The sequence below is a fragment of the Nocardioides sp. NPDC087217 genome, assembly GCF_044744805.1.
Classification (GTDB): domain Bacteria; phylum Actinomycetota; class Actinomycetes; order Propionibacteriales; family Nocardioidaceae; genus Nocardioides.
In genome coordinates this window covers 62,377-86,505 of the sequence record NZ_JBIUZB010000004.1, presented here as the reverse complement: position 1 = coordinate 86,505, position 24,129 = coordinate 62,377, and the positions used below count along the sequence as shown (strand labels likewise).

23 protein-coding genes are annotated in these 24,129 nt (G+C 68.6%); 9 read left to right on the top strand and 14 right to left on the bottom strand.

Translation table 11 applies throughout. The features are described 5' to 3' along the window. Positions 1 to 223: 223 nt before the first annotated feature. A complete protein-coding gene (locus ACIO3S_RS18475; RefSeq protein WP_400466643.1) occupies positions 224 to 2,005 on the bottom strand; it encodes a fibronectin type III domain-containing protein in 1,782 nt (593 codons plus the stop codon). A gap of 189 nt (positions 2,006 to 2,194) precedes the next feature. Next, a complete protein-coding gene (fbaA, locus tag ACIO3S_RS18470) occupies positions 2,195 to 3,286 on the bottom strand; it encodes a class II fructose-bisphosphate aldolase (RefSeq protein WP_400466640.1) in 1,092 nt (363 codons plus the stop codon). Positions 3,287 to 3,379: 93 nt separating this feature from the next. Here fbaA and ACIO3S_RS18465 point away from each other — a divergent pair, with 93 nt between their 5' ends. From ACIO3S_RS18465 to ACIO3S_RS18450, 4 genes are all read left to right on the top strand, one after another. After that, on the top strand, positions 3,380 to 4,543 hold the full coding sequence (locus tag ACIO3S_RS18465) for a hypothetical protein (RefSeq protein WP_400466638.1): 1,164 nt from the start codon (positions 3,380 to 3,382) through the stop codon (positions 4,541 to 4,543). Continuing rightward, positions 4,540 to 5,031 (top strand): SigE family RNA polymerase sigma factor, encoded by a 492-nt coding sequence (locus tag ACIO3S_RS18460; RefSeq protein ID WP_350715840.1) that lies wholly within the window; start codon positions 4,540 to 4,542, stop codon positions 5,029 to 5,031. Before ACIO3S_RS18465 ends, ACIO3S_RS18460 begins: the two co-directional genes overlap by 4 nt. 68 nt (positions 5,032 to 5,099) lie before the next feature. Next, positions 5,100 to 5,663 carry a dihydrofolate reductase family protein gene (locus ACIO3S_RS18455; protein ID WP_400466634.1) on the top strand — a complete coding sequence of 188 codons (564 nt, stop codon included), beginning with the start codon at positions 5,100 to 5,102 and terminating at the stop codon, positions 5,661 to 5,663. A gap of 253 nt (positions 5,664 to 5,916) precedes the next feature. Continuing rightward, positions 5,917 to 6,648: a septum formation family protein gene (locus ACIO3S_RS18450; protein WP_400466631.1), complete on the top strand. Its 732-nt coding sequence runs from the start codon at positions 5,917 to 5,919 to the stop codon at positions 6,646 to 6,648. Positions 6,649 to 6,722: 74 nt separating this feature from the next. Here the strand turns inward: ACIO3S_RS18450 and ACIO3S_RS18445 are convergent, their stop codons facing one another. Further along, positions 6,723 to 7,412, bottom strand: coding sequence for a TrmH family RNA methyltransferase (locus tag ACIO3S_RS18445; protein WP_400466628.1), 690 nt, complete (start codon positions 7,410 to 7,412; stop codon positions 6,723 to 6,725). A 104-nt stretch (positions 7,413 to 7,516) separates the two neighbouring features. On the opposite strand from ACIO3S_RS18445, the gene ACIO3S_RS18440 reads away from it, so the two are divergent. Then, positions 7,517 to 8,248: a VTT domain-containing protein gene (locus ACIO3S_RS18440; RefSeq protein ID WP_350844206.1), complete on the top strand. Its 732-nt coding sequence runs from the start codon at positions 7,517 to 7,519 to the stop codon at positions 8,246 to 8,248. Here ACIO3S_RS18440 and ACIO3S_RS18435 read toward each other — a convergent pair. Further along, entirely contained in the window at positions 8,245 to 9,411 is a 1,167-nt protein-coding gene (locus tag ACIO3S_RS18435; protein WP_400466625.1) for an aminotransferase class I/II-fold pyridoxal phosphate-dependent enzyme, read from the bottom strand. The two genes, ACIO3S_RS18440 and ACIO3S_RS18435, sit on opposite strands and share 4 nt — an antisense overlap. 19 nt (positions 9,412 to 9,430) lie before the next feature. On the opposite strand from ACIO3S_RS18435, the gene pyrE reads away from it, so the two are divergent. Both pyrE and ACIO3S_RS18425 read left to right on the top strand, forming a co-directional pair. After that, a complete protein-coding gene (gene pyrE / locus ACIO3S_RS18430) occupies positions 9,431 to 9,967 on the top strand; it encodes an orotate phosphoribosyltransferase (protein ID WP_201451205.1) in 537 nt (178 codons plus the stop codon). Positions 9,968 to 10,035: 68 nt separating this feature from the next. Then, complete coding sequence (locus tag ACIO3S_RS18425) at positions 10,036 to 10,710, top strand: DedA family protein (protein WP_400466622.1); 675 nt, start codon at positions 10,036 to 10,038, stop codon at positions 10,708 to 10,710. A 20-nt stretch (positions 10,711 to 10,730) separates the two neighbouring features. Here ACIO3S_RS18425 and ACIO3S_RS18420 read toward each other — a convergent pair whose 3' ends face one another. The 6 genes from ACIO3S_RS18420 to clpB all read right to left on the bottom strand — a co-directional run bounded on the left by ACIO3S_RS18420 (position 10,731) and on the right by clpB (position 19,650). Then, complete coding sequence (locus ACIO3S_RS18420; RefSeq protein WP_400466619.1) at positions 10,731 to 13,760, bottom strand: family 16 glycoside hydrolase; 3,030 nt, start codon at positions 13,758 to 13,760, stop codon at positions 10,731 to 10,733. A gap of 129 nt (positions 13,761 to 13,889) precedes the next feature. Further along, the gene (locus ACIO3S_RS18415) at positions 13,890 to 14,558 is read right to left on the bottom strand and encodes a hypothetical protein (protein WP_400466616.1); all 669 of its coding nucleotides are present in this window, start codon (positions 14,556 to 14,558) and stop codon (positions 13,890 to 13,892) included. A 27-nt stretch (positions 14,559 to 14,585) separates the two neighbouring features. Continuing rightward, positions 14,586 to 15,638 (bottom strand): hypothetical protein, encoded by a 1,053-nt coding sequence (locus ACIO3S_RS18410; RefSeq protein ID WP_400466613.1) that lies wholly within the window; start codon positions 15,636 to 15,638, stop codon positions 14,586 to 14,588. Between the two features lie 184 nt (positions 15,639 to 15,822). Further along, positions 15,823 to 16,368 carry a chloramphenicol phosphotransferase CPT family protein gene (locus tag ACIO3S_RS18405; RefSeq protein ID WP_400466611.1) on the bottom strand — a complete coding sequence of 182 codons (546 nt, stop codon included), beginning with the start codon at positions 16,366 to 16,368 and terminating at the stop codon, positions 15,823 to 15,825. Positions 16,369 to 16,391: 23 nt separating this feature from the next. After that, positions 16,392 to 16,928: a hypothetical protein gene (locus ACIO3S_RS18400; protein WP_400466608.1), complete on the bottom strand. Its 537-nt coding sequence runs from the start codon at positions 16,926 to 16,928 to the stop codon at positions 16,392 to 16,394. A gap of 130 nt (positions 16,929 to 17,058) precedes the next feature. Then, entirely contained in the window at positions 17,059 to 19,650 is a 2,592-nt protein-coding gene (gene clpB / locus ACIO3S_RS18395; RefSeq protein ID WP_400466605.1) for an ATP-dependent chaperone ClpB, read from the bottom strand. Positions 19,651 to 19,805: 155 nt separating this feature from the next. Between clpB and ACIO3S_RS18390 the strand changes: the two genes are divergently transcribed. Together ACIO3S_RS18390 and ACIO3S_RS18385 are read left to right on the top strand one after the other, a co-directional pair. Then, entirely contained in the window at positions 19,806 to 20,240 is a 435-nt protein-coding gene (locus ACIO3S_RS18390) for a hypothetical protein (protein ID WP_400466602.1), read from the top strand. Beyond that, complete coding sequence (locus ACIO3S_RS18385; protein WP_160026644.1) at positions 20,228 to 20,458, top strand: hypothetical protein; 231 nt, start codon at positions 20,228 to 20,230, stop codon at positions 20,456 to 20,458. The genes ACIO3S_RS18390 and ACIO3S_RS18385 overlap by 13 nt, the downstream gene beginning before the upstream one ends. A gap of 76 nt (positions 20,459 to 20,534) precedes the next feature. Here the strand turns inward: ACIO3S_RS18385 and ACIO3S_RS18380 are convergent, their stop codons facing one another. From ACIO3S_RS18380 to ACIO3S_RS18365, 4 genes are read right to left on the bottom strand one after another with little or no spacing between them, the layout of a single operon-like run. Continuing rightward, on the bottom strand, positions 20,535 to 21,041 hold the full coding sequence (locus ACIO3S_RS18380; protein WP_400466599.1) for a hypothetical protein: 507 nt from the start codon (positions 21,039 to 21,041) through the stop codon (positions 20,535 to 20,537). Next, entirely contained in the window at positions 21,038 to 21,619 is a 582-nt protein-coding gene (locus ACIO3S_RS18375; protein ID WP_400466596.1) for a hypothetical protein, read from the bottom strand. Before ACIO3S_RS18375 ends, ACIO3S_RS18380 begins: the two co-directional genes overlap by 4 nt. Next, a complete protein-coding gene (locus ACIO3S_RS18370; RefSeq protein WP_400466594.1) occupies positions 21,616 to 22,761 on the bottom strand; it encodes an MlaD family protein in 1,146 nt (381 codons plus the stop codon). Before ACIO3S_RS18370 ends, ACIO3S_RS18375 begins: the two co-directional genes overlap by 4 nt. Then, positions 22,761 to 24,104, bottom strand: a complete 1,344-nt coding sequence (locus ACIO3S_RS18365; RefSeq protein ID WP_400466591.1) for an MCE family protein — start codon at positions 24,102 to 24,104, stop codon at positions 22,761 to 22,763. Before ACIO3S_RS18365 ends, ACIO3S_RS18370 begins: the two co-directional genes overlap by 1 nt. Between the last annotated feature and the right edge of the window lie 25 nt (positions 24,105 to 24,129).

Genomic DNA, 24,129 nt, shown 5'->3' with positions numbered 1-24,129 from the left:
GCATCCGACTCCTTGGTTTTGGGTCGTTTGCGCCCGGGCGGTCCCGGATGCTCACCGAGGTACCTCGGTGAACGGTCGCTTCCTTCGGCGAACTCCACGAAGTCAGTGCGTGTTCGCCGAGGTACCTCGGTGAGCATTCGGCGTGCTCTCGACCATCCCGGGATGCGACAGGGCGGGGAGAGCCTCTCGGCTCTCCCCGCCCTGTATCTCGGCGTGTGATCGGCTAGAACACCGCGGCCACGGCGCTGGTCAGCGCGTCACCGATGTTCTCCAGCAGACCGTCCTCGTCCTCCTCGGCGGGAGCTTCCTCGGTCGCCTCGTCAGCAGGCTCCTCGGTCGTCGGCCGCGCGGCCGGAGACTCCGACTCGCTCGGCGTCGCCTCAGGCTCGGCCGGCTCCTCAGCAGGAGCCTCAGCGGTGTCCTCGCCGCCCGGGAGGATGTCATCCAGACCCGGCAGCAGCGGCGAGTTCTCCTCGGTCGGCTGCTCCTCGGCAGGAGCGTCCTCGGCCGGGGCCTCCGGCGACGCCGGCTTGTCGGCCGGAGCGTCGGACATGTCCTCGCCCGGGGTGTTCGAGCGGAGCGCGGTGTTGCCGTTGACCTCCCTGGCCTCGCTGCCGTCGGAGTTCACCGTCAGCCTCCGGCTGGGGGCCGACTCGTTGCCGTCACCGTCGATCGCCGTCACCGTGACCTCGACGGTGTCCCACAGAACGATGCAGGTCACCCGCAACGTGGTCTCGCCGGTGGTCGTGCCACCGACGCAGATTCCGCCGGTGACACTGACCCGGTAGTCGATCTCCGCGGCCGGCGTGACGCCGTCCTCATCCGTCGACGGGTTCCACTTGAGGTCGAAGCCGAGCAGGCCCTCGTTGCTCGCGTCGAGGCCGGTCGGGACCGTCGGCGCGATCTTCGTGGTCGTACCCGAGACCCCGGCGGAGCGCGCGGACTCGTTGCCGGCACCGTCCACAGCCTGCACGGAGTAGGTGTACTCCGTGCCAGCCTTCAGACCGGTGTCCTCGAAGGAGGTGTTGTTGCCGGCCGCAATGAGCTCGCCGTCGCGGTAGAGGTTGTAGCTGACATCGCCGACGCCGTTCTCGTTGTCCTCGGAGTCGGACCAGCTCACGTTCAGCGTGCTGTCGCTCGGGTCGCCCTCTTCAACGGTCAGGTCCGCAGGCACCTCAGGCGCCGTCACGTCCATGACGCAGTCGACCTCGTTGCTCTCCTCGGACTCGTTGCCCGCCTTGTCGGTCGCGGTGACCGAGAAGGTGTAGGTGACACCCGCGTCGAGGCCTGGGAAGGTCGCCGCGGTCTCCTCGGTGCGACCCGGGTTTCCGGCGTCCGGCGACGAGGTCACCGTGTAGTGGGAGATCCCGCTCTTGTCCTGCGCCTTGGACCAGTCGATCTTCGCGGAGGTGTTGGTCAGCACCTCGCACCCGCTGATGGTGACCGGGTCCGGAGCAGTCTCGTCCTCGGGGTCACCGGGACCAGGACCGTCGTCGTCACAGATCGGCAGGTCGGGGAAGAGCTCGCAGATCGGGTCGGTCGGATCCGTCGGGTCGGTCGGGTCCGTCGGATCCGTCGGCTCGGTCGGCGGCGGGGTCGGCTCGGGCTCCTGGCACTGGGCCAGGTCCGGGCGGATCTCGCAGATGTCCACACCGGCGCCCGGCGGACGAGTGTCCTCGCAGGCGCTCGGGTCGAGCTCACAGGTCGGGGTGCTGCCCGACGGGACGTTGCCCGCGGGGATGAAGGTCACGCCGGTGTTCGCAGCCGGGACGATGTCGTCGTCGACGACCTCCGGCTCGTCGGAGTCCTTCTCCGACGGCTTGTCGTCAGGCTCAAGAGTGTCCGGATCACTGGGGAGCGAAGACTCCCCGGTGCTCGGCTCCTTCTTCGGCGAGCTCTGTGTATCGCTGTTTACGGTGCACGAGAACAAGACGAGCAGCAGGATCAGAATGATCGCGCCTATGACGATTCCGCCGATTGTGCGGTTTCGCGCAGTGGTTTCCATACCGAGGATGTCCCTCCCAAGATCAACGCCGAGGGGACGGTCCGACCTTGTTACCCGAGGGTCGCCGTCCAGCTAGGGCATTGAATCGCTTTACCAATGACCGGCACAACGACATAAGCCCGAGTTTGCTATGCCGTGTGCCACAACGTTTTCCGAACCGGGACCATTGGCCCATCCCCGGCGTGTCGTTCAGCCGATGGAATTGCCCGCAGAACCGAGATGCTGGGCACCCTCGACGACCCGAGTGGCCATACCGGCCTCAGCGAGCTTGCCCCAGACGCGAGGATCGTACTGCTTCTTGTTTCCGACCTCGCCGTCGACCTTCAGAACACCGTCGTAGTTGGCGAGCATGTGGCCGGCGACCTGGCGCGTGTAGGCGTACTGGGTGTCGGTGTCGATGTTCATCTTGACCACGCCGTAGGAGACCGCCTCGGCGATCTCCTCGGCGCTCGAGCCCGAGCCGCCGTGGAAGACGAGGTCGAACGGCTTGGCGCCGGCCGGCAGGCCGAGCTTGGCGACGACCGCGTCCTGGGCGTCACGCAGGATCGAGGGACGGAGCTTGACGTTGCCCGGCTTGTAGACGCCGTGCACGTTGCCGAAGGTGAGCGCGGTCAGGTAGCCCTCGACGCCCAGCGCGTCGGCGGTCGCGATGGCGTCCTCGGGGGTCGAGTAGAGCTTGTCGTCGATCGCTCCGACGATGCCGTCCTCCTCGCCACCGACCACGCCGACCTCGATCTCGAGCACGATGTGGGCGGCCTTGGCCTTCGCCAGCAGCTCCTCGGCGATCTGCAGGTTCTCGGCCAGCGGCACCGCGGACCCGTCCCACATGTGGCTCTGGAACAGCGGCGCCTCACCGCGCTGGACGCGCTCGGCGGAGAGCTCGAGGAGGGGACGTACGAAGCCGTCGAGCTTGTCCTTGGGGCAGTGGTCGGTGTGGAGCGCGATGTTGACGTCGTAGGACTTGGCGACCTCGGTCGCGTACGCGGCGAAGGCCACCGAGCCGGTCACCATGTTCTTGACCGTGGGGCCGGAGAGGTACTCCGCGCCGCCCGTGGAGATCTGGATGATGCCGTCCGAGCCGGCCTCCGCGAACCCGGCCAGCGCCGCGTTGAGCGTCTGCGACGAGGAGACGTTGATCGCGGGGAAGGCGAAACCCTTCTCCTTCGCGGTCGCGAGCATCTCGGCGTACTTCTCGGGGGTGGCGATGGGCATCTGGAGGTTCTCCTTGAGATCCGTTGTCGACCGGTGCGCTGGTGGCCAGCGTAATGCGCCTCCGACCACCCGTTGCCAACGCTCGGAGTTGGATCGATCAAGCAGGACAACCGATCTGCCGCGGGATCCGTATCCACGGGTGAGACTGACCTTGGAGGAACCATGGACTGGCACGACGTCCTCGATCGGGCGATCCCGCAACCCCCACCCATACCCGCGGATCCGGCTGCCCTGGTGGCCGCCGGGAAGAAGGCCGTACGCCGTCGACAGGCCGTCGCCGCCGGCGGGACCGCTCTCCTCGTCGCGGCGGTGATCGGCCTGGGATCTGCGTACGCACCGTGGCGCGACCGGGCGGCACCCACCCCACCGATCGCGACCCAGTCGGACGCCGGCGAGGCACCCGGCGTCTACCCGACACAGCCGCCGTTGAGCGACGCCTCCCCCCTCAGGTACGACTTCGACACGAAAGAGGTCACGCTCCAGGACGGCTGGGAGGAGGCCGGCCGGATCGAGCGGAAGGAGATCCGCCGACTCATCGGACACGACTATGCCCAGCTGTTCCTCGCCGCGACCGACGGGAGGAAGACGATCTATGCGAACTTCATGAACCCGACCGAGATCGCCTACGCCGACGCGGCGCAGACCAACGGGAAGAGCCTCGGCGAGTGGGCCGAGGACGTGGCCGCGCACCACGTCAAGCCCCGATGGTCGGTCGGAGGGTCGATCCGGGTCGGCGGCGGCTGGACGGTTACGCGCGAGATCGACAACCCGCTCGACTATGACCTGCCCTGGGACTCGGACGCAGCCGTCGCGGAGCGCGAGGGCATGGAGGTGTGGATCCTCTTCAGCGGCGACCGGCCGAAGGGCGGTGGCGGCGGTCAAGGCTACGGGGTGGCGTACGCCGCTCCGGGGCAGACCATCGACGGATACCTCGCTCACGAGAAAGAGCGGATCGACAGGGAGATGGCCGCGTCGGCGGGCGGTTACAGCGCGAGCATGTCCGAGGCGGTCGAGTTCGGACCCGGATCGGAGCTGGTCCCGGCCGAGGACGGCGTGGAGATTCTCGAGCAGGTCGCCGACCCCGATCTCGGAGAGAAGTTCGCCGAAGGCGCCACCCGGTCCGCGGCGGCTCGGATCACCATCAAGAGGAAGGAACAGGTCGCCATCGCTCGCGAGAAGGACGGCCTCACGCTCGTCTACACCATCGAGGTGGCGGACGAACGCCGATCCGAGGATCGCACCACACGTTCCCTCGCGGACGTCCTGGTCATCGTCAAGGCCATCGAGACCGACGAGGAGACGGGCGGAGGGTCGTTGTTCCCGTGAGCACACGTGATGAGGCATTCTCCGGGTTCGTCGCCGCACGACGCCCGCATCTGCTGCGAACTGCCTATGCCTTGTGCGGCGACTGGCACCGGGCGGACGACCTGGTGCAGACGTCGCTGCTGAAGCTGTACGCCTCGTGGCGCCGGGTGGAGCCGGGGTCGGAGGAGGCGTACGTCCGGACGATCCTGGTCCGCGCCCACATCGACCAGACCCGGCGGCAGTGGTGGAAGCGGGAACGCTCGGGCGACATCCCGGAGCGGCCGATGCCGGCCGCGCGGTTCGAGGAGCGGTCGGAGCTGTTCGCGGCGCTGCAGGCGCTGCCGGAGATGCAGCGCAAGGTGGTCGTCCTGCGCCACTGGCTGCAGCTGTCGGTCGCCGAGACCGCGCGCGAGCTGCGGATCAGCGAGGGCACCGTCAAGAGCCACTCCTCGCGCGGGCTCACCGCGCTGCGTACCTGCCTGGAGTCGGGAGACGCCTCCCGGACCTGACGGACCAGCAGGAGACAGAGCAAGAACGGTCGGGCGGGCATGCCTCTGACGCGCCTAGCGTCAGGGGCATGCCCAAGGTCACCTACTTCACCGCGACATCCCTGGACGGCTACATCGCCGATGAGAACAGCTCGCTGGACTGGCTCTTCGAGACAGAGCACGGCGACGACGAGACCTCCTGGGAGCGGCTGATGGCGGAGTCGGCTGCGCTGGTGATGGGCGGCACGACGTACCGCTGGATGATCGACCACGATCCGGAGATGCTGACCGCGCCGGAGAAGTGGCGGGAGTACTACGACGAGCGGCCGGTGTGGGTGTTCACGCACGCGACCGACCTGCCGGAGGTCCAGGGCACGCAGGTGCGGTTCGTGCAGGGCGACGTGAAGCCGGTCTACGACGAGATCGCGGCCACCGTCGACGGCGGGATCTGGCTCGTGGGCGGCGGCGACCTGGTCGGCCAGTTCGACGACGCCGGTCTGCTCGACGAGGTCGTCGCCGGGATCTGTCCGGTCACCCTGGGCGCCGGAGCGCCACTGCTCCCCCGCCGCATCACCAGCAAGCGGATGCGCGTCATCGACGTCCTGCAGACCGGCGAGCAGGTGCAGATCCGCTACCGGATCGAGAGGCGCTGAAAGCCCCCGCTGCCGCCCGGCCCCGAGGCCACGCACCCACGAAAGTGGAGCACATCCGGGCGACCCGGGAGTTAACTTTAGCGGGTCCTGTTCTCATGGATGACACCGGGTCGTAACGGGTTTACAACCACCCGAATTGACTATGCCCCGCTGGGCATCTCGCTGCGAGGATTCAGCCGCCACATCCCACCCATTCGAAAGCACGATCATGTCTCGTCTTCGTGCCGGCGCACTCGCGCCTGCGCAGAAGCCCATGACGGCTGCCCTCATCCTCGGGCTCGTCATCGGTGTCTTCTCCCTCATCGGACTCACCGCCACCAAGGCCGACGCGGCAGTGCCGCCCAAGCCCACGGTCGGCACCTGCTACAACTACGGCTGGACCGCCTACAACGCCATGTCCCAGACAGGCAAGAAGGTCTCGTGCAGCAGCGCCCACACCGCGAAGACCATCGCGTTGGGGACCCTCCTGAGCGGTACGACCCGCACCGAGGAGTCCATCTACCGCTCGGCCAGCCTGGAGCACATCTCCAAGACGTGCATCCGCGCACTGCGGAACAAGCTGGGCAGCACGTACTCGAAGCGCAACCAGTCGGCGTACAACTCGGCGTTCTTCGTGCCGAACGCCGAGCAGTTCAGGGCCGGCCAGCGCTGGTTCCGCTGCGACGTCGTACTGCTCGGCAAGGGCACTCTCAAGAACCTGCCGACCAACCGGGCGAGGTTCCTCGAGGGCGTATCGCTCACCCAGCGGACCCGCGGCTGCCTGAGCGCGAAGTTCGTCGGGCCCTACTCGTGCCTGAGCTCGCACACCTACAAGTCGATCTCGGCCTTCAAGAAGGCCGGTACGACCTACCCGACCGCTGCTTCGTTCGAGCGGGCCGTCGGCGCCAACTGCCCGGCCCGGACGAGGGCCTACGAGGTGCCGGGCAAGTGGGAGTGGCAGACCGGCGACCACTGGGTCGTCTGCTACGAGCGGAACAGCAACTGATCCGCTGATCGGTCACGACGCGTCGATCCCCCGGGGTGCTCCCCGGGGGATCGACGCATCTACGGGTGGTCCGGTCAGCCGCGCCAGGCCTGCTCGGAGGAGAGATCGGCGTGCTGAACGACCCAGGAGTGCATCGCGATCGCCGCGGCCGCGGAGGCGTTGATGGACCGCGTCGAGCCGAACTGGGCGATCGAGAAGGTGCCGTCGACGCTCTCGCGGGCCTGTTCGGAGAGCCCGGGGCCCTCCTGCCCGAACAGGAAGCAGACCGACTTCGGCAGCTCCATGGTCTCCAGGTGGAGCGAGCCGGGCAGGTTGTCGATGCCGAGGAGGCGTACGTCTCGTTCATGGAGGTACGCCGCGAGCGCGGGCACGTCCGGGTGGTGATGGACGTGCTGGTAGCGGTCGGTGACCATCGCGCCGCGGCGGTTCCAGCGGCGGTTGCCGACGATGTGCACCTCGGCGGCCAGGAAGGCGTTGGCGGTGCGGACGATGGTGCCGATGTTGAAGTCGTGCTGCCAGTTCTCGATGGCGACATGGAAGCCGTGGCGGCGTCGGTCGAGGTCGGCGACGATCGCCTCGAGGGTCCAGTAGCGGTAGCGGTCGACCACGTTGCGGCGGTCGCCGTTGGCCAGCAGCTCAGGATCCCAGTGCTCACCCTCGGGCCACTCACCTGGCCACGGGCCCACTCCGACCTCCGGCTGCCCGTGGGGCATCGGGTCGTATGGCGCTCTGGAATCAGCCTCGGACGGTCGTGTCTCGTTCATCGCCGAGTCAGAATATTCGACAACAAGAGTTGTTACCTATGGGTACCGTAGGGGCCGTGACAGGTGCGGGGAATTTTGCGCCGATGTTGGCCGGTTTGGAATGGATGAGTCCGGACTTTCTGCTGGCCACTTTCGGCGAGCCGCTCTTCTGGATCAGCCTGATCATCATCTTCATCGAGTGCGGTCTCTTCTTCCCGTTCCTCCCCGGTGACAGCCTCCTGATCGCGCTCGGAATCTTCATCGCGACCGGCAAGATCGACATCTTTCCCGGGCCTCCCGGCGTCGAGATCGTGCTCGCGATGCTCTTCTTCGTCGCGGCGGCATTCGCCGGCAACGTGACCGGCTATGAGATCGGCCGAAAGATCGGTCCACGGCTCTATGAACGAGACGGCCGCTTCATCAAAAAGAGGCATTTCGACCAGACCCGTGAGTTCTTCGACAAGCACGGCAACAAGGCGTTGGTGATCGGCCGGTTCATCGCTTTCGTACGCACCTATGTCACCGTCGTCGCCGGAGTCACCCACATGGACCGGCGACGGTTCTACTTCTGGAGCCTCGTCGGCGGCGTGCTGTGGGTGCTCGCGGTGACGCTGTTCGGCTTCTTCGTCGGATCCCGCTGGCCCTGGCTGGCCGACAACATCGACTACCTGATCCTGCTGCTCTTCGCGCTCGCGTTCCTGCCAGCGATGGTGGAGTGGTGGCGCCGGCGGCGTACGGCCTCCCGGCTCGCCGGGGACCTCGACCACGACGGTCACGCGGACCGCGACATCCTCGGCATGGCGGTGCCGCCGCGCACGCCGGCGGACGACGACGCCGAGACCCGGGCCGATCACTAGCGCGTCAGGCGCCCCCGCGCGAGCCGCTCCAGGGCTTCCTCGATCACCTCGCGCTGCTTGGTGAAGGTCCACCTGACCAGCTGCTTCCCGGCGTCCGTGTCGTAGAACCCCTGCAACGGGATGGCCACGACGCCGGCTCGCTCGGGCAGCGCCCGGCAGAACTCCAGCCCGTCGTCCCAGCCGAGGTCGGTGATGTCGGAGACGGCGAAGTAGGTGCCCTCCGGGATCGTCACGTCCAGGCCGATCCGCTTCAGCCCGTCGCAGAGCAGGTCGCGCCGGCTCTGCAGGTCGAGGGCGAGCTCCTTGGGCCAGTGGTCGAGATGCTCGAGCGCGTACGCAGCGGCCGGCTGCAGCGGGGCACCGGAGGTGAACGTCAGCCACTGCTTGGCGCCCAGCAGCGCCTGGACCAGGTGCTCGGGGCCGGTCGCCCAGCCGACCTTCCAGCCGGTGAAGGAGTACGACTTGCCGATGCTCGACAGGGTCAGGGTGCGCTCGCGCATCCCGGCGAGCGTCGCGATCGGGATGTGTGGCGTCCCGTCGAACGTCAGGTGCTCGTAGACCTCGTCGGAGACCACCGTCAGGTCGTGCTCGACCGCGAACGCGGCGACCGTCTCCAGCTCCTCACGGGTGAGCACCGTGCCGGTCGGGTTGTGCGGGGAGTTGAGCAGCAGCACCTTCGTCTTCGGTGAGACAGCGGCCTCCAGCGCCTCGCGCGGCAGCCTGCCGCCCGCCGCGGACGCGTCCAGGCTCAACGTCACCGGGCGACGTACGCCGCCTGCGAACTGCACCATGGCCGGGTAGCTGTCGTAGTAGGGCTCGACGAGGATCACCTCGTCGCCCGGGTCGACCAGGGCCAGGATCGCCGCCGCGATCCCCTCGGTGGCGCCGGTGGTCACCGCGACCTCGCGCGCCGGGTCGAAGGTCAGGCCGTAGTGGCGTTCCTGGTGGGCCGCGACCGCCTCACGCAGCGCCGGGATACCCGGGCCGGGGGCGTACTGGTTCCGTCCGCCTTCGAGGGCAGCGACGGCTTCCTTGATGATCTCGTCGGGGCCGTCCACGTCCGGGAAGCCCTGGCCGAGGTTGACCGCGCCGGTGGCGGCGGCCAGGGCGGACATCTCGGAGAAGATCGTCGGCGGGATGCCGTGGAGTCGTCGCGCGGTCATAAGACTTAGGCTAGGGGCCGTGACAACCGACGCTGCCCTTGCTGCCGACATCGACGCCACCTGCCGCCTGCACGGGGAGTTCACGCTCCGCTCGGGGCAGGTCAGCGACACGTACTTCGACAAGTACCTCTTCGAGGCGAACCCGGCTCTGCTGGACCGCGTCGCAGCACGGATGGTCGAGCTGCTCCCGGAAGGGACCGAGCTGCTCGGCGGCCTCGAGCTCGGTGGCATCCCGATCGTGACCATGGTGTCGGCCAAGACCGGCATCCCGGCGATCTTCATCCGGAAGAAGGCCAAGGAGTACGGCACCGCCAAGCTCGCCGAGGGCCCGTCCTTCGAGGGCAAGCGCGTGACCCTGATCGAGGACGTGATCACCTCCGGTGGTGCCGTACGCGACGCCGTCAACGCGCTCCGTCCGCTTGGTGCGGTCGTGGACACTGTGGTGTGTGCGATCGACCGGTCGCCCGAGCCCGGCGAGTCCCTGCGCGACGTCGAGCTGGAGATCCGGTCGGTGCTGACCCGGGCCGACCTGGACGCGGTCAACGCGGCCTCCTAGGGGATCCACAGCTCAGGTCGCTAGGCTTCGGCCGCCCCGGCCCACCCACACACTTCGAAGAGAGCATCATGATCCTCACCGCCACCCAGCCCGAGGAGCTCACCGGCGTCGCCGGCTGGGCGGTCGACCTGATGGACAAGCTCGGCCCGGTGGGTGCGGGGCTCGGCATCGCGCTGGAGAACCTCTTCCCGCCGCTGCCCTCGGAGATCATCCTGCCGCTGGCCGGGTTCACCGCCGCGCAGGGCCGCTTCACGATCGCCGAGGCGCTGATCTGGACCACGCTCGGCTCGGTCGTCGGTGCGCTCGTGCTCTACCTGATCGGCGCCGCCATCGGCCGGGAGCGGGTCTACTGGGTCGGCGAGAAGCTGCCGCTGGTCAAGACCTCCGACCTGGAGAAGACCGAGGCGTTCTTCGAGAAGTACGGCGCCTGGACGGTCTTCTTCGGCCGCTTCATCCCGATCTTCCGGTCGCTGATCTCGGTGCCCGCCGGGGTCACCCGGATGCCGATCTGGAAGTTCCTGCTCCTCACCACCGTCGGCTCGGCGATCTGGAACACCATCTTCGTCGTCGCCGGCTACCAGCTGGGCGACAACTGGGAGAAGGTCGAGCCGATCGTCGGCCGCTTCCAGAACATCGTCATCCTGGTCGTCGCGGTCGCCGTCGTGGCCTGGATCGGCCTGCGCATCTACAAGATCGTGCGCGGATCCGACAACGGGGCCAAGGACGACTCGCTCGTCTCCTGACCCCGCTGTCGGGATCTGCGTCAGTCGGTGAGCTCCTTCATCTGGACGTTGCGGTAGTAGACGGTCTCGCCACCGCCGTGGTTCTGCATGCCCACGAAGCCGGCCAGGTCGCGGGCGGGATCGGTGCTGGTGAAGTCGTTCACCAGCTTCCCGTTGAGGAAGATCTTGACGTTCGATCCCTCGACGCGGATGTCGTACGAGTTCCACGACCCGACCGGCTCGAGCGCGGCCGAGATTGCCTCCGGATCGGCTCCTTGGAACGTGTAGATGGCGCCGGTGGTGCGGTCCGGGGCGTCGCTGGCGTCGATCTGGACCTCGTAGCCCTGGTTGACCGCGACCCACGGGTCGTTGCCGGGGTTCGGGAAGCCGATGAAGACACCGCCGTTGTCATCGCGGACCAGCTTCCAGTCCAGCCTCAGGCTGTACTCGCTGAACTCCTTCTCGGCGTACCACAGCAGGCCCAGGCCGTTGGTCGTACGCAGCGAGCAGTCGTCCTGCCGGCCGAACGATCCCGGTCCGGCCATCCGCCACGAGGCCAATGAGCTCAGGGTGCCGTCGAAGAGCGACGTGTAGCCCGCGGCGGGTCGCTGCGGCGTACAGATGTCCTCGCCGCCGCCGACCTTGAGGGAGTCGAAGTTGACGTTCCCCTCGTCGCCCTGGTCGTAGCGCAGGGTGATCCGGTTGACCCCGGCCTTCAGCCGCATCGACCGGGTCGCGGTGCCCCAGGTCTGCCAATCGCCGGTGGACTCCAGCGCCCATGGCTCGACCTCGGTGCCGTTGAGGTAGACCGAGACCCGCTTGGTGCCGGGCGCCGGGTCGGGGCCGTTGGCGTAGCGCACCCGGACCGGGTACGTCCCGGCGCGAGCGACCTGGGCGTCGAAGGTGACCGAGGCGCCGACGTTGCCGAAGCCGTCCACGAACCCGGAGCCGGAGTAGCCGTTGTGCTCGACGGTGACGTTGGCGCTGCCGCGCAGGGTCGCCTGCTCCGCCTCGAGGTAGTTGCGGTCGGCCGGCGAGACGTACCCGGGGATCTCGTTGAGGGTGTACCAGGCCTCGGTGTTCCACAGTTCGTCGCCACCGACGGCCGTGAACGGTCGCGGGGAGCGCAGGTGCACGACCCGACCCTCCTCCATGCCGTCCACGGTGAGGGCCACCGAGGTGCGGTCGTCGGACACCGTGGCCCGGGAGACGAAGAGCGGTCGCTCGTCGACCTTCGGACCGCCGTACGTCGGCCGCGGCGCGTAGCGCCAGTGGGTCATCCGGAACGCGGCGTTCGGGTCCGCGGCGATCTTGTCGACCGTCTCCTGGGACAGCGCCTGGGTGTACCGGATCTTGAAGCCGTTCTTGGTGGCGCGCATCTGGTGCATGTCGAACGCCTTGCCGTCGGTCGGGCTCATCCGCTGCAGTCCGTAGCGGAGCTTGCCCGGCTCGCTCCAGTTGCCGGCCTCGCCGATGCCGCCCACGTAGATCGATCCGTCGGGGCCGAGCAGGGTGCGGTTCACGCCCGCCTCGAGGCCGGCGGACCAGCGGAAGACCGCGCCCTGGTACTCGCCCTCGACCTTCTCCAGGAAGCCGCGCTGCAGGCCGCCGTAGGTGACGTCGCCGAAGAGCATCTGACCGGCGTACGCACCCTTCTTCAGCATCATCGGGCTGCTCGGGGAGTTGCCGATCTCGCCCTGCGGCACCCACAGGGCCGGGCCGGTGACGGGCTTGTCGTCGAACGGGCCGGACGGGTTGGTGTAGTGGTTGAAGAACCTCCCCGGCTTGACGTGCACCAGCTTGGAGCTGGGCAGCCAGGCACCCTGGTTGTCCATCACGAACAGGTCGCCGCCGGGTCCGCGCATCATCCCGTTGGGCGTCCGCAGCCCGCCGGCGAGGTAGGTGACCTCACCGGTGTCGCGGTCGATCTTCAGCGTCGTGCCGCGGTTGCGCGCCGGCTGCGGGTCGGTGGTCGCGCCGCCGAAGTTGATGGCGACGGACAGGTTGACGTAGAAGCTCTCCTTGTCGTGGAGGAGGCCGAAGGCGAACTCGTGGAAGTTCTCGCCGAAGGGCCACTCCGCGACCTTCCGGTGCTGGTCGTAGAAGCCGTCTCCGTCGGGGTCGGTCAGCTCGGTGAGCTGGTCGCGCTCGGAGACGAAGATCGACTCGCCGATGACGGCGACGCCCATCGGGTTGAACAGGTCGGTCGCGACCTTCTCCACCGTGACGTCCTCGGGACCGGTGGCGGTGCGGGGGTTGCTGAGCAGGAAGATCTCGCCCGGCTCGGGGTCCTCGACCCAGCCTGAGGGGCTCACCGACCCGGAGGTCACCACGGCGAGCCGGCCGTCCGCGGCCCAGTCCATCGCGGCCACCATCGGCTCGAAGCCCTCCGGCCGCAGGTCGGTCAGGTCGTACGCCGGGTGGACGCTGTCCAGCTGCATGCCGTCACCGGCTGTGTCGTCCTGTCCCTCGCAGTATTTCGTGCCGGGCGCGGTCACCCGCACCACCCCGGCCTCGGTGCTCAGGACCTCGGTCGGCACCAATGCGAAGTCAGCGGCACCCGGCGGGCGCCACTGCAGGCGCAGCACCTCGCCGCCGCCGTCCTCGAAGTGCTCCACGCGCAGGTCGTGGTAGCCCTCGCTCAGGGTGACGGTGCCGTCCTTGGCGGTCTCCCCGTGGAGGCCGTCGTGGTCGATGACCTCTTCGCCGTCGATGACCAGCCGGGAGCCGTCGTCGCTGATCAGCCGGAAGTCGTAGGACCCGGCGGTGGCGATGTTCAGGTTGGCCAGCGCGTGGGAGATGAACCGGTCGGCGAGGCCGAAGTCGGCCGGCGAGTCGTAGTCGATCAGCGAGGTGAGCTTGTCGACGTTGGGCGTCTGGCCAGCGCGCAGCGTGCACAGCTGGTCGATGGGTCGTGCCATGTCGTAGGTGCGCAGTGTGACGCCGGGCTCCTGCGGTGGCAGGTCCGCCTGCTCAGCGGCGGTGGCCGGGCCGCTGCCGAGGAGCGCGGCGACGACCGACAGGCCGGCGAGTGAGCCGAGCACGGCCCGGGACGGGGGGATATGGATCATCGAGGCCTCCACGAGGGGATGTGACGAGTGCCACACCTGAAGGTAGGGGCGCCGATGAACTTCGTCAAGAAGTTTTGGAACTTTCGCAAGTCAGTTTGCAATGTCCTGACTTGGCTGGGCTCGAGGTCGTCAGAGCTGCTGGTGTGTCGGCGGTCCTGCGCCCGGCATCGACGGCGGCTGCCAAGGGTCGGCAGGCTTCTTCCTGGCGAACCAGTTGCCTGCCCTGCCGATGTACAGCATCAGCAGCGCGGCGATGATCAGCGCGGGATAGAGCACCACGAAGAGCGAGAGCAGCGCGGCGACCGAGCCGACCACGGTGAGCAGGATCCGGGCCACCTTGGAGCGGAACAGCACCATGATCCCGAGCGGGATGGCGATCAGGCTGAGTACGCCGCAGACGGCGAACCAGATGATCATCGCGAGCGTCACGCCCTTGTCCGAGGACGTCGGGTCGTTGTAGTCGGCGATCCCCGCGGGCACCATGAACACCGAGATCAGCAGGGCGATCACCGACCCCACGATCGTCATGATCGACGCCGCGACCACCGTCCCCGGGCGGGTGTCGGGATCGGGCTGCGGATAGTGAGGGCGAAGGTACGCCGGGGGCTGCTGACCCATCGCGTACTGGCCGTAGGCCGGGGGCGCCTGGCCCCATCCCTGGGGCTGCTGCGGCTGTGTCGGCTGCGGGGCGGCGTACGGCTGGGGTGTGGCGTACGGCGTCGGGGGCGGCGGCTCCTGCCCCTCGAACGGCGGCTTGCCGCCGTAGGGGTTGTCGAAGGAGCCGAACTGATCTGACATGCCGCGGAGCCTATCCGGCCCGCGGTATCACCTGTTGCGGAACCACGCGGCGACCTCGGGTCGCAGCAGGAACGAGAAGGTCGCGACCGCGGCACCGAAGATGACCACCGCCGGCGGGAAGGCGAGAGCGAAGAGGAGCAGGGAGAGCGCCGACACGCCTGCGGAGATCATCAACGCGACCCGGGCCCAGGAGTGGCGGCGGATCGCGAAGGCGGCGAACACGGCGGCGGCGACACAGACGAGCGCGACCAGCACGGCCGTGATCCAGACCGAGGCGACGATGATGTCGGTGGTGTAGAGCCCCGCCACCTCCCGCATCCTCGGGTCGCTCTCCGCCTGCTTGCGCACCTGCTCGAGGATCAGGTCGGGGTTGGCGGTCGCCGTCACCGCCGAGGCGAGCATCATCAGCGCGGTCAACCCGGAGCCGATCCAGGTGAGCACCGCCGCCGCCGTCACGGCGCCCGGACGGCGCTTGGGCGCTGCCTTGGCGGGCTGGGCGATCGCACCGGTCCACGGCGGCGGCTGCTGCTGCGAGAGCCGAGCCGGTCCGGAGGTCGAGCCTGTCGGGGCGGTCGGGGTCTCCGGCGGAGCCGGCGCGACGTACGACTCCTGGTCGGGATCGCCGCTGTCGAGCGCCTCCCGCTTGGCCGGCGAGACGCCGTCGAACCAGTCGCGGGTGGGCGACATCCACAGGAGTACGACAGCCACCGCGGACAGCGTGGACCAGAACCCTCCGCCGAACATGCCGGCGAAGAAGAGCGGCGCCGCGATGACCGTGAGCGCGAGCCGGGCCTGTTTGTTGCGCTGCAGCACATGCCAGCCGAGGATCACCGCCGCTGCCGCCATGGCGCCGGTGACCAGCGCCATCACGTGCATCAGATCGAGGACGTTGTCGAGGCCGATCCCCGAGCCAGCCAGCGGCGGCTCGGCCAGCACCTCCTCCACCCGCTCCCGGGTGTCCAGGCTGCGCAGTCCGGAGATCTGGTCCCAGGCCGTCACCACGGTGAGCAGTGAGCCGAGCACGATGAGCCACCCGGCGAGGGTGGCCTGACCGGGGCGGGGAAGCTTCGTTTCAGACATGTCGGGAATCATTTTCTCATCCCTGCCAACCCCACCCGCCGAGAGGGCGGTCGCGTCGGCCGAGACGTCGCCTACGTCGGCCGAGAAGTCGCTCGCGTCGGCCGAGTGCGCACGGCGATGACAGCTCGGCCGACGCACGTGACGCTTCGGCTCGCGCAAGCGACGCCTCGGCCGACGGGAGCGCCTATTCGGCGCGAAGGCGGTCGAAGGCCTTGGGTGCGGAGAGAGCGGGAAGGGCCTCGGCGATCTCCTTCGCGCACGCGGCCGGGGTCGCGGTGGTGGAGTCGACGCGGATGTCGTACGGGTGCGAGTAGACCAGGGTCTGCGACCGGGCGAGGCCGGCGGGCCGGTCGCCGCGGGCGGTCTCCCGGCGTTCGAGCTCCTCGGGCGAGCACCAGACCTCGACGAGGGTGACGTCGTAGCCGTCGAGCACCTCGAGCAGGTCCTCGAGCCGCCAGGCCTCGCTCAGCGGGTAGTCCATGATCACGTCGTTGCCGACCGACGCCAGGGCCGCGACCGTGCGGTGGTAGCCGAGCCTGGTCCGCCGCAGCATCTCGGCGATGTCGGCGTCGTCGAGCTCCCGCGTATGGACCGTCGAACGCATCCCGCTGATCCCGTCGACCGGGACCAGGAACCACGGGTCCTCGAGCAGCGGCAGCAGCTCCTGCCCGATGCTGCTCTTGCCCGAGCTCGACGCCCCGTTGAGCAGGATGATCCGACCGTTGCGCATGCGGTCAACCTACTGGCCATGGCTCAAGCCGCGTCGAGGTGATCCTCGGGCTCCTCACCCAGGTCACGCAGCGCCTGCACCAGGGCACGGCGGGCGTTTCGGGCAGAGCGGCCGTACGGGATGACGATGACCGATTTGTCACCGTCCGTGAGCCAGAGACCGGCACTGACGTCGTCGCCACCCAGATATCGAATCCAGATTCCCTCCCGAGTGACCTCCAACCGACTCCGGTCCAGGACGATGTCGGCAGCCTCGGCATCCTTGCCCCACACCTCCAGCCGGTCTGGCAGCACGATCACTGCCGCAGTCTGCAGCCACCCGGACCTCAGCTTCACGACCTTCCCGACACGATCGTCGCCGGTCACTTCGGCAGCCTCACCGACAACGGTCGGGATGCCAGGAAACATCTCTTCGAACTGCGCCACGAACCTCCGCATCGACCGATCTGCGCGGGCCGCGATCGCCCAGAACACCAACGGCGGGCCGATCCAGACCGCGATGAGGAAGTAGCCGACGTCGTCGTACGCCCGGGCGAGTCCATCCGACAGCTGGTCCAGCATTTCGCTCCTCCGACTCGTACCGGGCCTCGATCATCCCGCCGAGAATGTAGTTGTGGGCGACGAAACGGCAGTTTCGTCGCCCACAACAACGGATTCGGCCCGCCAGAACTACGGTTTCGGCCGGCGGTGGTCAGACCTTCAGGGTGAGGCCGTCGCCGTCGCGGTCGACGGTGACCTGGCCACCGTCGGACACCTGGCCGCCGATGAGCATCCTGGCGAGAGGGTCGCCGATGGCGGACTGGATGAGGCGGCGCAGCGGCCGAGCGCCGTACGCCGGGTCGTAGCCGGTCTCGGCCAGCCACTCCCGAGCCTCGGGGGTGACGGAGATCGAGATGCGGCGGGCGGCCAGACGCTTCTCGAGCAGACCGAGCTGGATGTCGACGATCTTGGTGAGGTCGGCGAGCGAGAGGGCGTCGAACATGACGACCTCGTCGAGGCGGTTGAGGAACTCGGGCTTGAACGACGCCCGGACCACCGCCATGACCGATTCGCGCTTCTCGTGCTCGTCCATGACCGGGTCGACCAGGAAGGCCGAGCCGAGGTTGGAGGTGAGGATGAGGACCGTGTTGCGGAAGTCGACCGTGCGGCCCTGGCCGTCGGTCAGGCGCCCGTCGTCGAGCACCTGCAGCAGGATGTCGAAGACCTCGGGGTGGGCCTTCTCGACCTCGTCGAGCAGCACCACCGAGTAGGGGCGGCGGCGCACCGCCTCGGTCAGCTGACCACCCTCCTCGTAGCCGACGTAGCCCGGAGGCGCTCCGACCAGACGGGCGACCGAGTGCTTCTCGGAGTACTCGGACATGTCGATGCGTACGATCGCTCGCTCGTCGTCGAAGAGGAAGTCGGCGAGCGACTTGGCGAGCTCGGTCTTACCGGTGCCGGTCGGGCCCAGGAACAGGAACGAGCCGGTGGGGCGGTTGGGGTCGGCGATGCCTGCACGAGAGCGGCGGACGGCGTCGGAAACGGCCGTGACCGCGGACTTCTGCCCGATCAGGCGCCGTCCGATGACGGACTCCATCTCGAGCAGCTTGGCCTGCTCACCCTGGAGCATCTTGCCGGTCGGGATGCCGGTCCAGGCCTCGACGACCTCGGCGATCTGCTGGGCAGCGACCTCCTCGCCGACCAGCCGGTCGGCGACCTCGCCCTCGCCCTCGGCCTCGGCGGCCTCGGCGATCTGCCGCTCCAGCTCCGGGATGCGACCGTAGAGGATCTCCGAGGCCTCCCCCAGCGAACCCTCCCGCTGGAGCCGCTCGGCCTCGCTGCGCAGCGCGTCGAGCTGCTTGCGCAGGGCACCCTCACCCTCGAGAGAGGCCTTCTCCTGCTCCCAGCGCGCCTCCAGCCCGCGCAGCTCCTCCTCCTTGTCGGCGAGCTCCTTGCGCAGCGCCGCGTGACGCTCGAGCGAGGCGTCGTCGGACTCCTTGGAGAGCGCGAACTCCTCCATCTTCAGTCGGTCGACGGCGCGGCGGAGCTGGTCGATCTCCTCGGGAGACGACTCGATCTCCATCCGCAGCCGGGAGGCGGCCTCGTCGATCAGGTCGATCGCCTTGTCGGGCAGCTGCCGGCCGGTGATGTAGCGGTCGGACAGGGTCGCGGCGGCCACCAGGGCGGCATCGGTGATGCGGACACCGTGGTGGGCCTCGTACTTCTCCTGGATGCCGCGCAGGATCTGCACCGTGTCCTCGACCGACGGCTCGCCGACGAAGACCTGCTGGAACCGGCGCTCCAGGGCGGGGTCCTTCTCGATGCGCTCGCGGTATTCGTCGAGCGTGGTCGCACCGATCATGTGCAGCTCACCACGCGCGAGCATCGGCTTGAGCATGTTGCCGGCGTCCATCGCGGAGTCGCCGCCTGCGCCCGCGCCGACGACGGTGTGGAGCTCGTCGATGAAGGTGATGACCTGACCCTCGGCGGCCTTGATCTCCTCCAGGACGGCCTTGAGCCGCTCCTCGAACTGGCCGCGGTACTGCGCACCGGCGACCATCGCCGCCAGGTCGAGCGACAGGAGACGGCGACCCTTCAGCGAGTCGGGTACGTCGCCCGCGATGATCCGCTGGGCGAGCCCTTCGACGACGGCCGTCTTGCCGACGCCGGGCTCGCCGATGAGGACCGGGTTGTTCTTCGTACGTCGCGAGAGCACCTGGATGACGCGGCGGATCTCGGAGTCGCGGCCGATGACCGGGTCGAGCTTGCCGCGCTCGGCGGCCTCGGTGAGGTCCTGGGAGTACTTCTCGAGCGCCTCGTAGGAGTCCTCGGCGTCCTGGCTCGTCACCCGGCGGTTGCCGCGGACCGCCTTCAGCGTCTCGCGCAGCCCCTTCTCGGTGAGCCCGGCGCTCTTGAGCACCCTCTGCGCCGACGACTCGACCGTGGCCAGCGAGATCAGCAGATGCTCGGTGGCGGCGTAGTCGTCCTTCAGGGAGGTGGCCAGGGTGATCGCGCCGGCAAGGACCCGGGTCAGCCCACCCGAGGCAGCGGGCTGCTGCACCGTGGACCCGCTGGCACGCGGGAGACCGGCGAGATCGGCGGCCGCCGCACGCGACAGCTCCTCGGCGTCCACACCGGACTTGGTGACCATCGACGTCGCGGTGCCCTCGTCCTGCTGCAGGAGCGCGACGAGCAGGTGGATCGGCTCAGTGGTGGTGTTGCCCGCCGTCGTGGCGGAAAGCTGCGCGGCCTCGATCGCCTCGCGAGCCTTGGTGGTGAACTTGTCTGCCGAAAACTGGCTCATCTGTCTCTGCTCTCCTCCTGGGGACGCACCTGAGTCTGCCGCGAGTGCCTGTCACCCGCATCTATCTCAACACAACCAAAGTTGAGTCTGTTCCACTCAACTTTGACATTTATATAGTGCGGCGCCGGCACAAACGAATCGGGCACACTCCTCACATGGACTCCCCAGGCGCGGTACGCGAGCAGCTCGCCGCGCGGCAGCGCGAGGTCCTCGACGACCTGCTGGCGGGACGTACGCCTCCGGGGTTCGACCCCGCCGGGACCACCGCGACGACGCGGGTCCTCCACCACAAGCGGTCCTCGGCCGCTGAGCACGCCGCCCCCGAGCTCGACCTGCTCCCGGACTGGCGGGCCCGCTTCCATGCCTGGGCCGCGCAGCACCCGCAGCAGGGCTGCGCCCACGATGACGTACGCGGCTTCCTGACCAGCATCGGCGCCGACTGGCTCCGGCTGCACGAGGTCTACGAAGGCCGTCGGCGGTTGGCGCTCACCAGGATCACCGGGCGACGGGTGCTCACCATCGGTCTCGGCTCACAGATCTGGCACCTCAGCCGCCGCACCTGGAAACGGAGCTTCACATGGAAAACCTGATCATCATCGTCGTCCTCGGCCTGATCATCCTCGGGTGCATTCAGGCCGCCGTCACGAGCAGCCGAGGCAACCGCCGCCGAGGTCCCCGCAGGCGCGGCGGCGGCAGCTCCGGGTCGAGCTCGTGTGGCTCCACCTACGACTCCGGGGACAACAACCACCACGCGTGCAGCAGCTCCTCCTGCGGCTCGAGCTGCGGCGGTGGAGGCGGCGGCGACTGACGCCTCCCCTGCCGAGTCGGCTCGTCCTGACCGAGATCCGCGTCGAGTCGGCTCGTCACAACGAGCCGACTCGGCATCAGAAGAGGTCGAGGGCGGTCACCTTCCACTGGCCGTCGACCTTCGCGGCCTCGACTGCGATCTGCGCTGCGGAGATGGACGACTCCTTGTCGGTGGATCGCTGGGAGGCCTGGTCCAGGAAGACCAGGAGCTCGGCGGAGTCGGCGTCGAGGGACTTGACCGCGGCGACCTGGACCTCGGCGCTGAGCACGAGCTTCTGGCCGGGGGCCTTCTCCTGGAGCTGCTTGAAGAGGAGGTCGTACTCCTTGCGGGCGTCGCCGGCGAGGAACTCGTCAGCGGCGGCAGCGGTCGGACCGGGATCGGAGAAGTCATAGGAGAAGACCTGGAGCAGGCCGGTGGTGACGGCCGACTGCACCTCGGTGGTGGCCTCGGCGTCGACGACGGCACGGTTGCCGACGTGGTCGGTCCTGCGTTCCCGGTCGGCCTGCCAGAACGATCCCAGTCCCAGGATCAGGGCGAGCGCGGCGAGGAACGGTGCCCAGCGACGTACGAAAGAAGTGCTCATGACATGTTCACCGCTACCTGCTCGAGGCTCTCCAGGAGCCAGTCGTCGCCGACCTTGACCAGGTCGGCCGCGAACCTGTTGCGCTTGACCGTCGGCTCGGCGTCCTCACCGGAAGCAGAGCCGTCGCGGACCGTGATCTCGACCGCCGCGATCACGGTCGCGCTGTCGTCGTCGAGCTCGGTCACGGCGGCTTCCATCACCGAGCCGGTCGAGATCTTCTCCTGCTCGGCGAGGACCTTGCGGTCCTCTTCGGAGACGCTGGTCAGCTGATCGTGCAGGGTCCCGGTGGTGACCGCGGCCCACCCCTTCAGCCCCTCGTCCACCTTCCGGTAGTCGAGCGAGTTGAGGGTCTCGATGTGGCTGGTCGCGACGATCAGCACCCGGTCGCGCAGGGCGGCCTCGTCGATCATCTCCTGGTCGTGCCCGGTCGCACGCCACCAGGTCAGCGCGCCCGCGACCAGCACGCACAGCGCCACCAGCGGGAGGGCCCAGGTGAGCACCCGGTCGCGCCTCGACGGCTGTTCGGGGACCAGCTCGACCACCGAGGCCTCCGCTCGTCGATCCGTCGTCGTGCTCATCGCTCCCCCATCAGTCCGGCGAGCGTGGTGGGGACGCTAACCGTCCCCGGCTCGACTGTCTCGGTCTTCGTGGTTTTCGGTCGGGGCACGGCATCGCAGCCGGCCGCGGTGTTGAACGGCTTGCCCTTGCTCAGGTCGGTGCCGGCGCGCAGGTCGGTGCCCTCATAACCCGAGATGCACGGGGGCGGGTTGAAGAAGGACGGCATCAGGCTCAGCCGGGGCCCGTTGGACGTGTTGATCGCCCAGCCGATGCTGACCGCCTCCGGCACGGTCACGAAGGTCGACTCGAGCGCGGCGGCGTTCGTGCCGAAGAGCGTCGCGGGCGTGACCAGGTTGCTCATCAGGATCCCGAGCGGCTGCCCGACCTCCTTGACCAGCAGCGAGATCTCGGTGGCCGTGCCGGGCGCGGCCCCGATCAGGTCGCGCAGGTCCTTGTCGGAGTCAGCAAGGGTCGAGGAGAAGAGTGCGAGGTCGTTGCTCCAGGCCTTGATGCTGGTCGCCGACTCCTCCTGGGTCGCGAGCACCTGGTCGGAGTTGCGGATCAGGCTCGCCGAGACGAGGAAGTTGCGGTCGGCCTCCTGCTGGAACGAGAGCGAGGTGTCGACCAGCTTCCGCAGGTCGGACCCGGCTCCCTGGGACAGCAGGTAGGACTCGTCGATCGTCGTCACCAGGGCCTCCTCGGGCACCGAGGCGACGAAGTCGCGGCCGGTCTCGATGACCTGGGAGGCGTCGTACGGCAACGCCTCCTCCCCCGCAGAGAGCAGGTCGCCCTCGGAGAGCCGGGCGGAGCCCACCGCGCCACCGCGTAGGTCCAGGTACTGCTCGCCGATGGCCGACCGGTTGGCGACCTTCACGGTGACGTCCTCGGGGATGGCGGGGGCGTCGCCCTCGATCTCCAGCACCGCGCGTACGCCGTCGGAGCCTGCCTCCAGGGAGGTCACCTCGCCCACGGGCACCCCGCGGTAGGTCACCTCCGAGTTGACGAAGAGGCCGCCGCCCTCGGGCAGCGAGACGTCGACGCGGTAGGGCTCGTCGAGCAGGTCCAGGCCGACATAGCGGGCCCCGACATAGCTGGTGCCCACGAGCGCGAGAGCGACGAACAGCCCCAGCTTGACGCGTACGCCTCCGGTGAGCCGCTGCATCATTCACTCCCTTCCACGGAGCCGGCGTCGCTCGCCGCGCCTTCCGGCGACGTCTCGGAGGTCGCCGACCCCGACCCGGACGACGGCTCGGTCGGTGACTCCGAGGGCGACCCGGAGGGATCTGACGGGGACGAGGACGGTGAGGACGACCCGGACTGCGACGGATCCGAGGAGGACGAGGACGACCCGGGAGCGGAGGGCAGGATCGACTCCCCCGGGATCGACGGCGAGGACGAGCCCGGCACCGGCGACGTGGTCGACGGCAGCAGTCCGGGCGGTGCGTCCGACGACCCGGACTGGGAGCTGACCGAGCCGCCGGACCCGCCTCCGACCGCCGGCTGGAGCCATTCGCAGCCCTTGGACTGGCAGCCGGCGGGAGTACGGAAGTTCGTGATCATGAACAGGTTCATGTAGTCACCGCGGAGCGCGTTGAGCACCTCGTCGGGGAACGGGTAGGTGAAGAGGATCTCGAGCGCGTACGGCAGGTCGGAGCCGGCCTTCGCGAGCTGGTCGAGGATCGGGTCGAGCAGCTTCAGGTCGGCGACGATGTCGTCCTGGGCCTCGTCCAGGGTGCTGATCGTGACCTTGGAGAGCTTGTCGAGCGCCTCCAGCATCGCGACCAGCTGCGGACGCTGGTCGACGAGCACCTGCATGCCCGGCGAGAGCCCCTCCAGCGCTTCTGCGATCTTGGTCTTGTCCTTCTCCAGCGTGACCGCGAGCTCGTTGAGCGACTCGATCGCGGAGGTGATCGAGGCCGAGCGTGAGTCGAGGACCGAGACGAACCGGTCCATCTCGGTCAGGAACGCCTTGATCTCCTCGGGCCGTCCGTCGGAGATCTGCTGCATCTCGCGGGAGATCTCCTGGAACTGCGCGATCCCGCCGCTGTTGAGCACCATCGACAGGGCTCCGAGCACCTCCTCGACCTGCGCGGCCGCCTCGGTGTCACCCCTCCCGAGGACCGCACCATCGCCCAGGGGCGAGCCTGCGACCGGCGTGGCGGGGCGGATCAGCGCGACGTACTTCTCACCGAGCAGGGAGGTCTGCTGCAGTCGAGCTGTGGTGCCGGCGGGAAGCGAGACGTCGTCCCTGACCACCAGCGACACCCGCGCGCTGCGGCCGTCCTCGGTCAGCCGGATCTTGGAGACCCGGCCCACCGCGACGTTGTCGATCTTGACGCTGGACTGAGGGACCAGATCGAGTACGTCGCTGAACTCGGCGCTCAGCATGATCGGATCCTCCCCCACATCGGCGCCGCCGGGCAGCGGGGCCTCGTAGACGCCTCCGCTGACGGCGCCGAGACCACAGCCGGAGAGGGTCAGGGCGGCCGTGGCCAGGAGGGCCATGAGCGGTCTCGACAGAGGTCTCGAC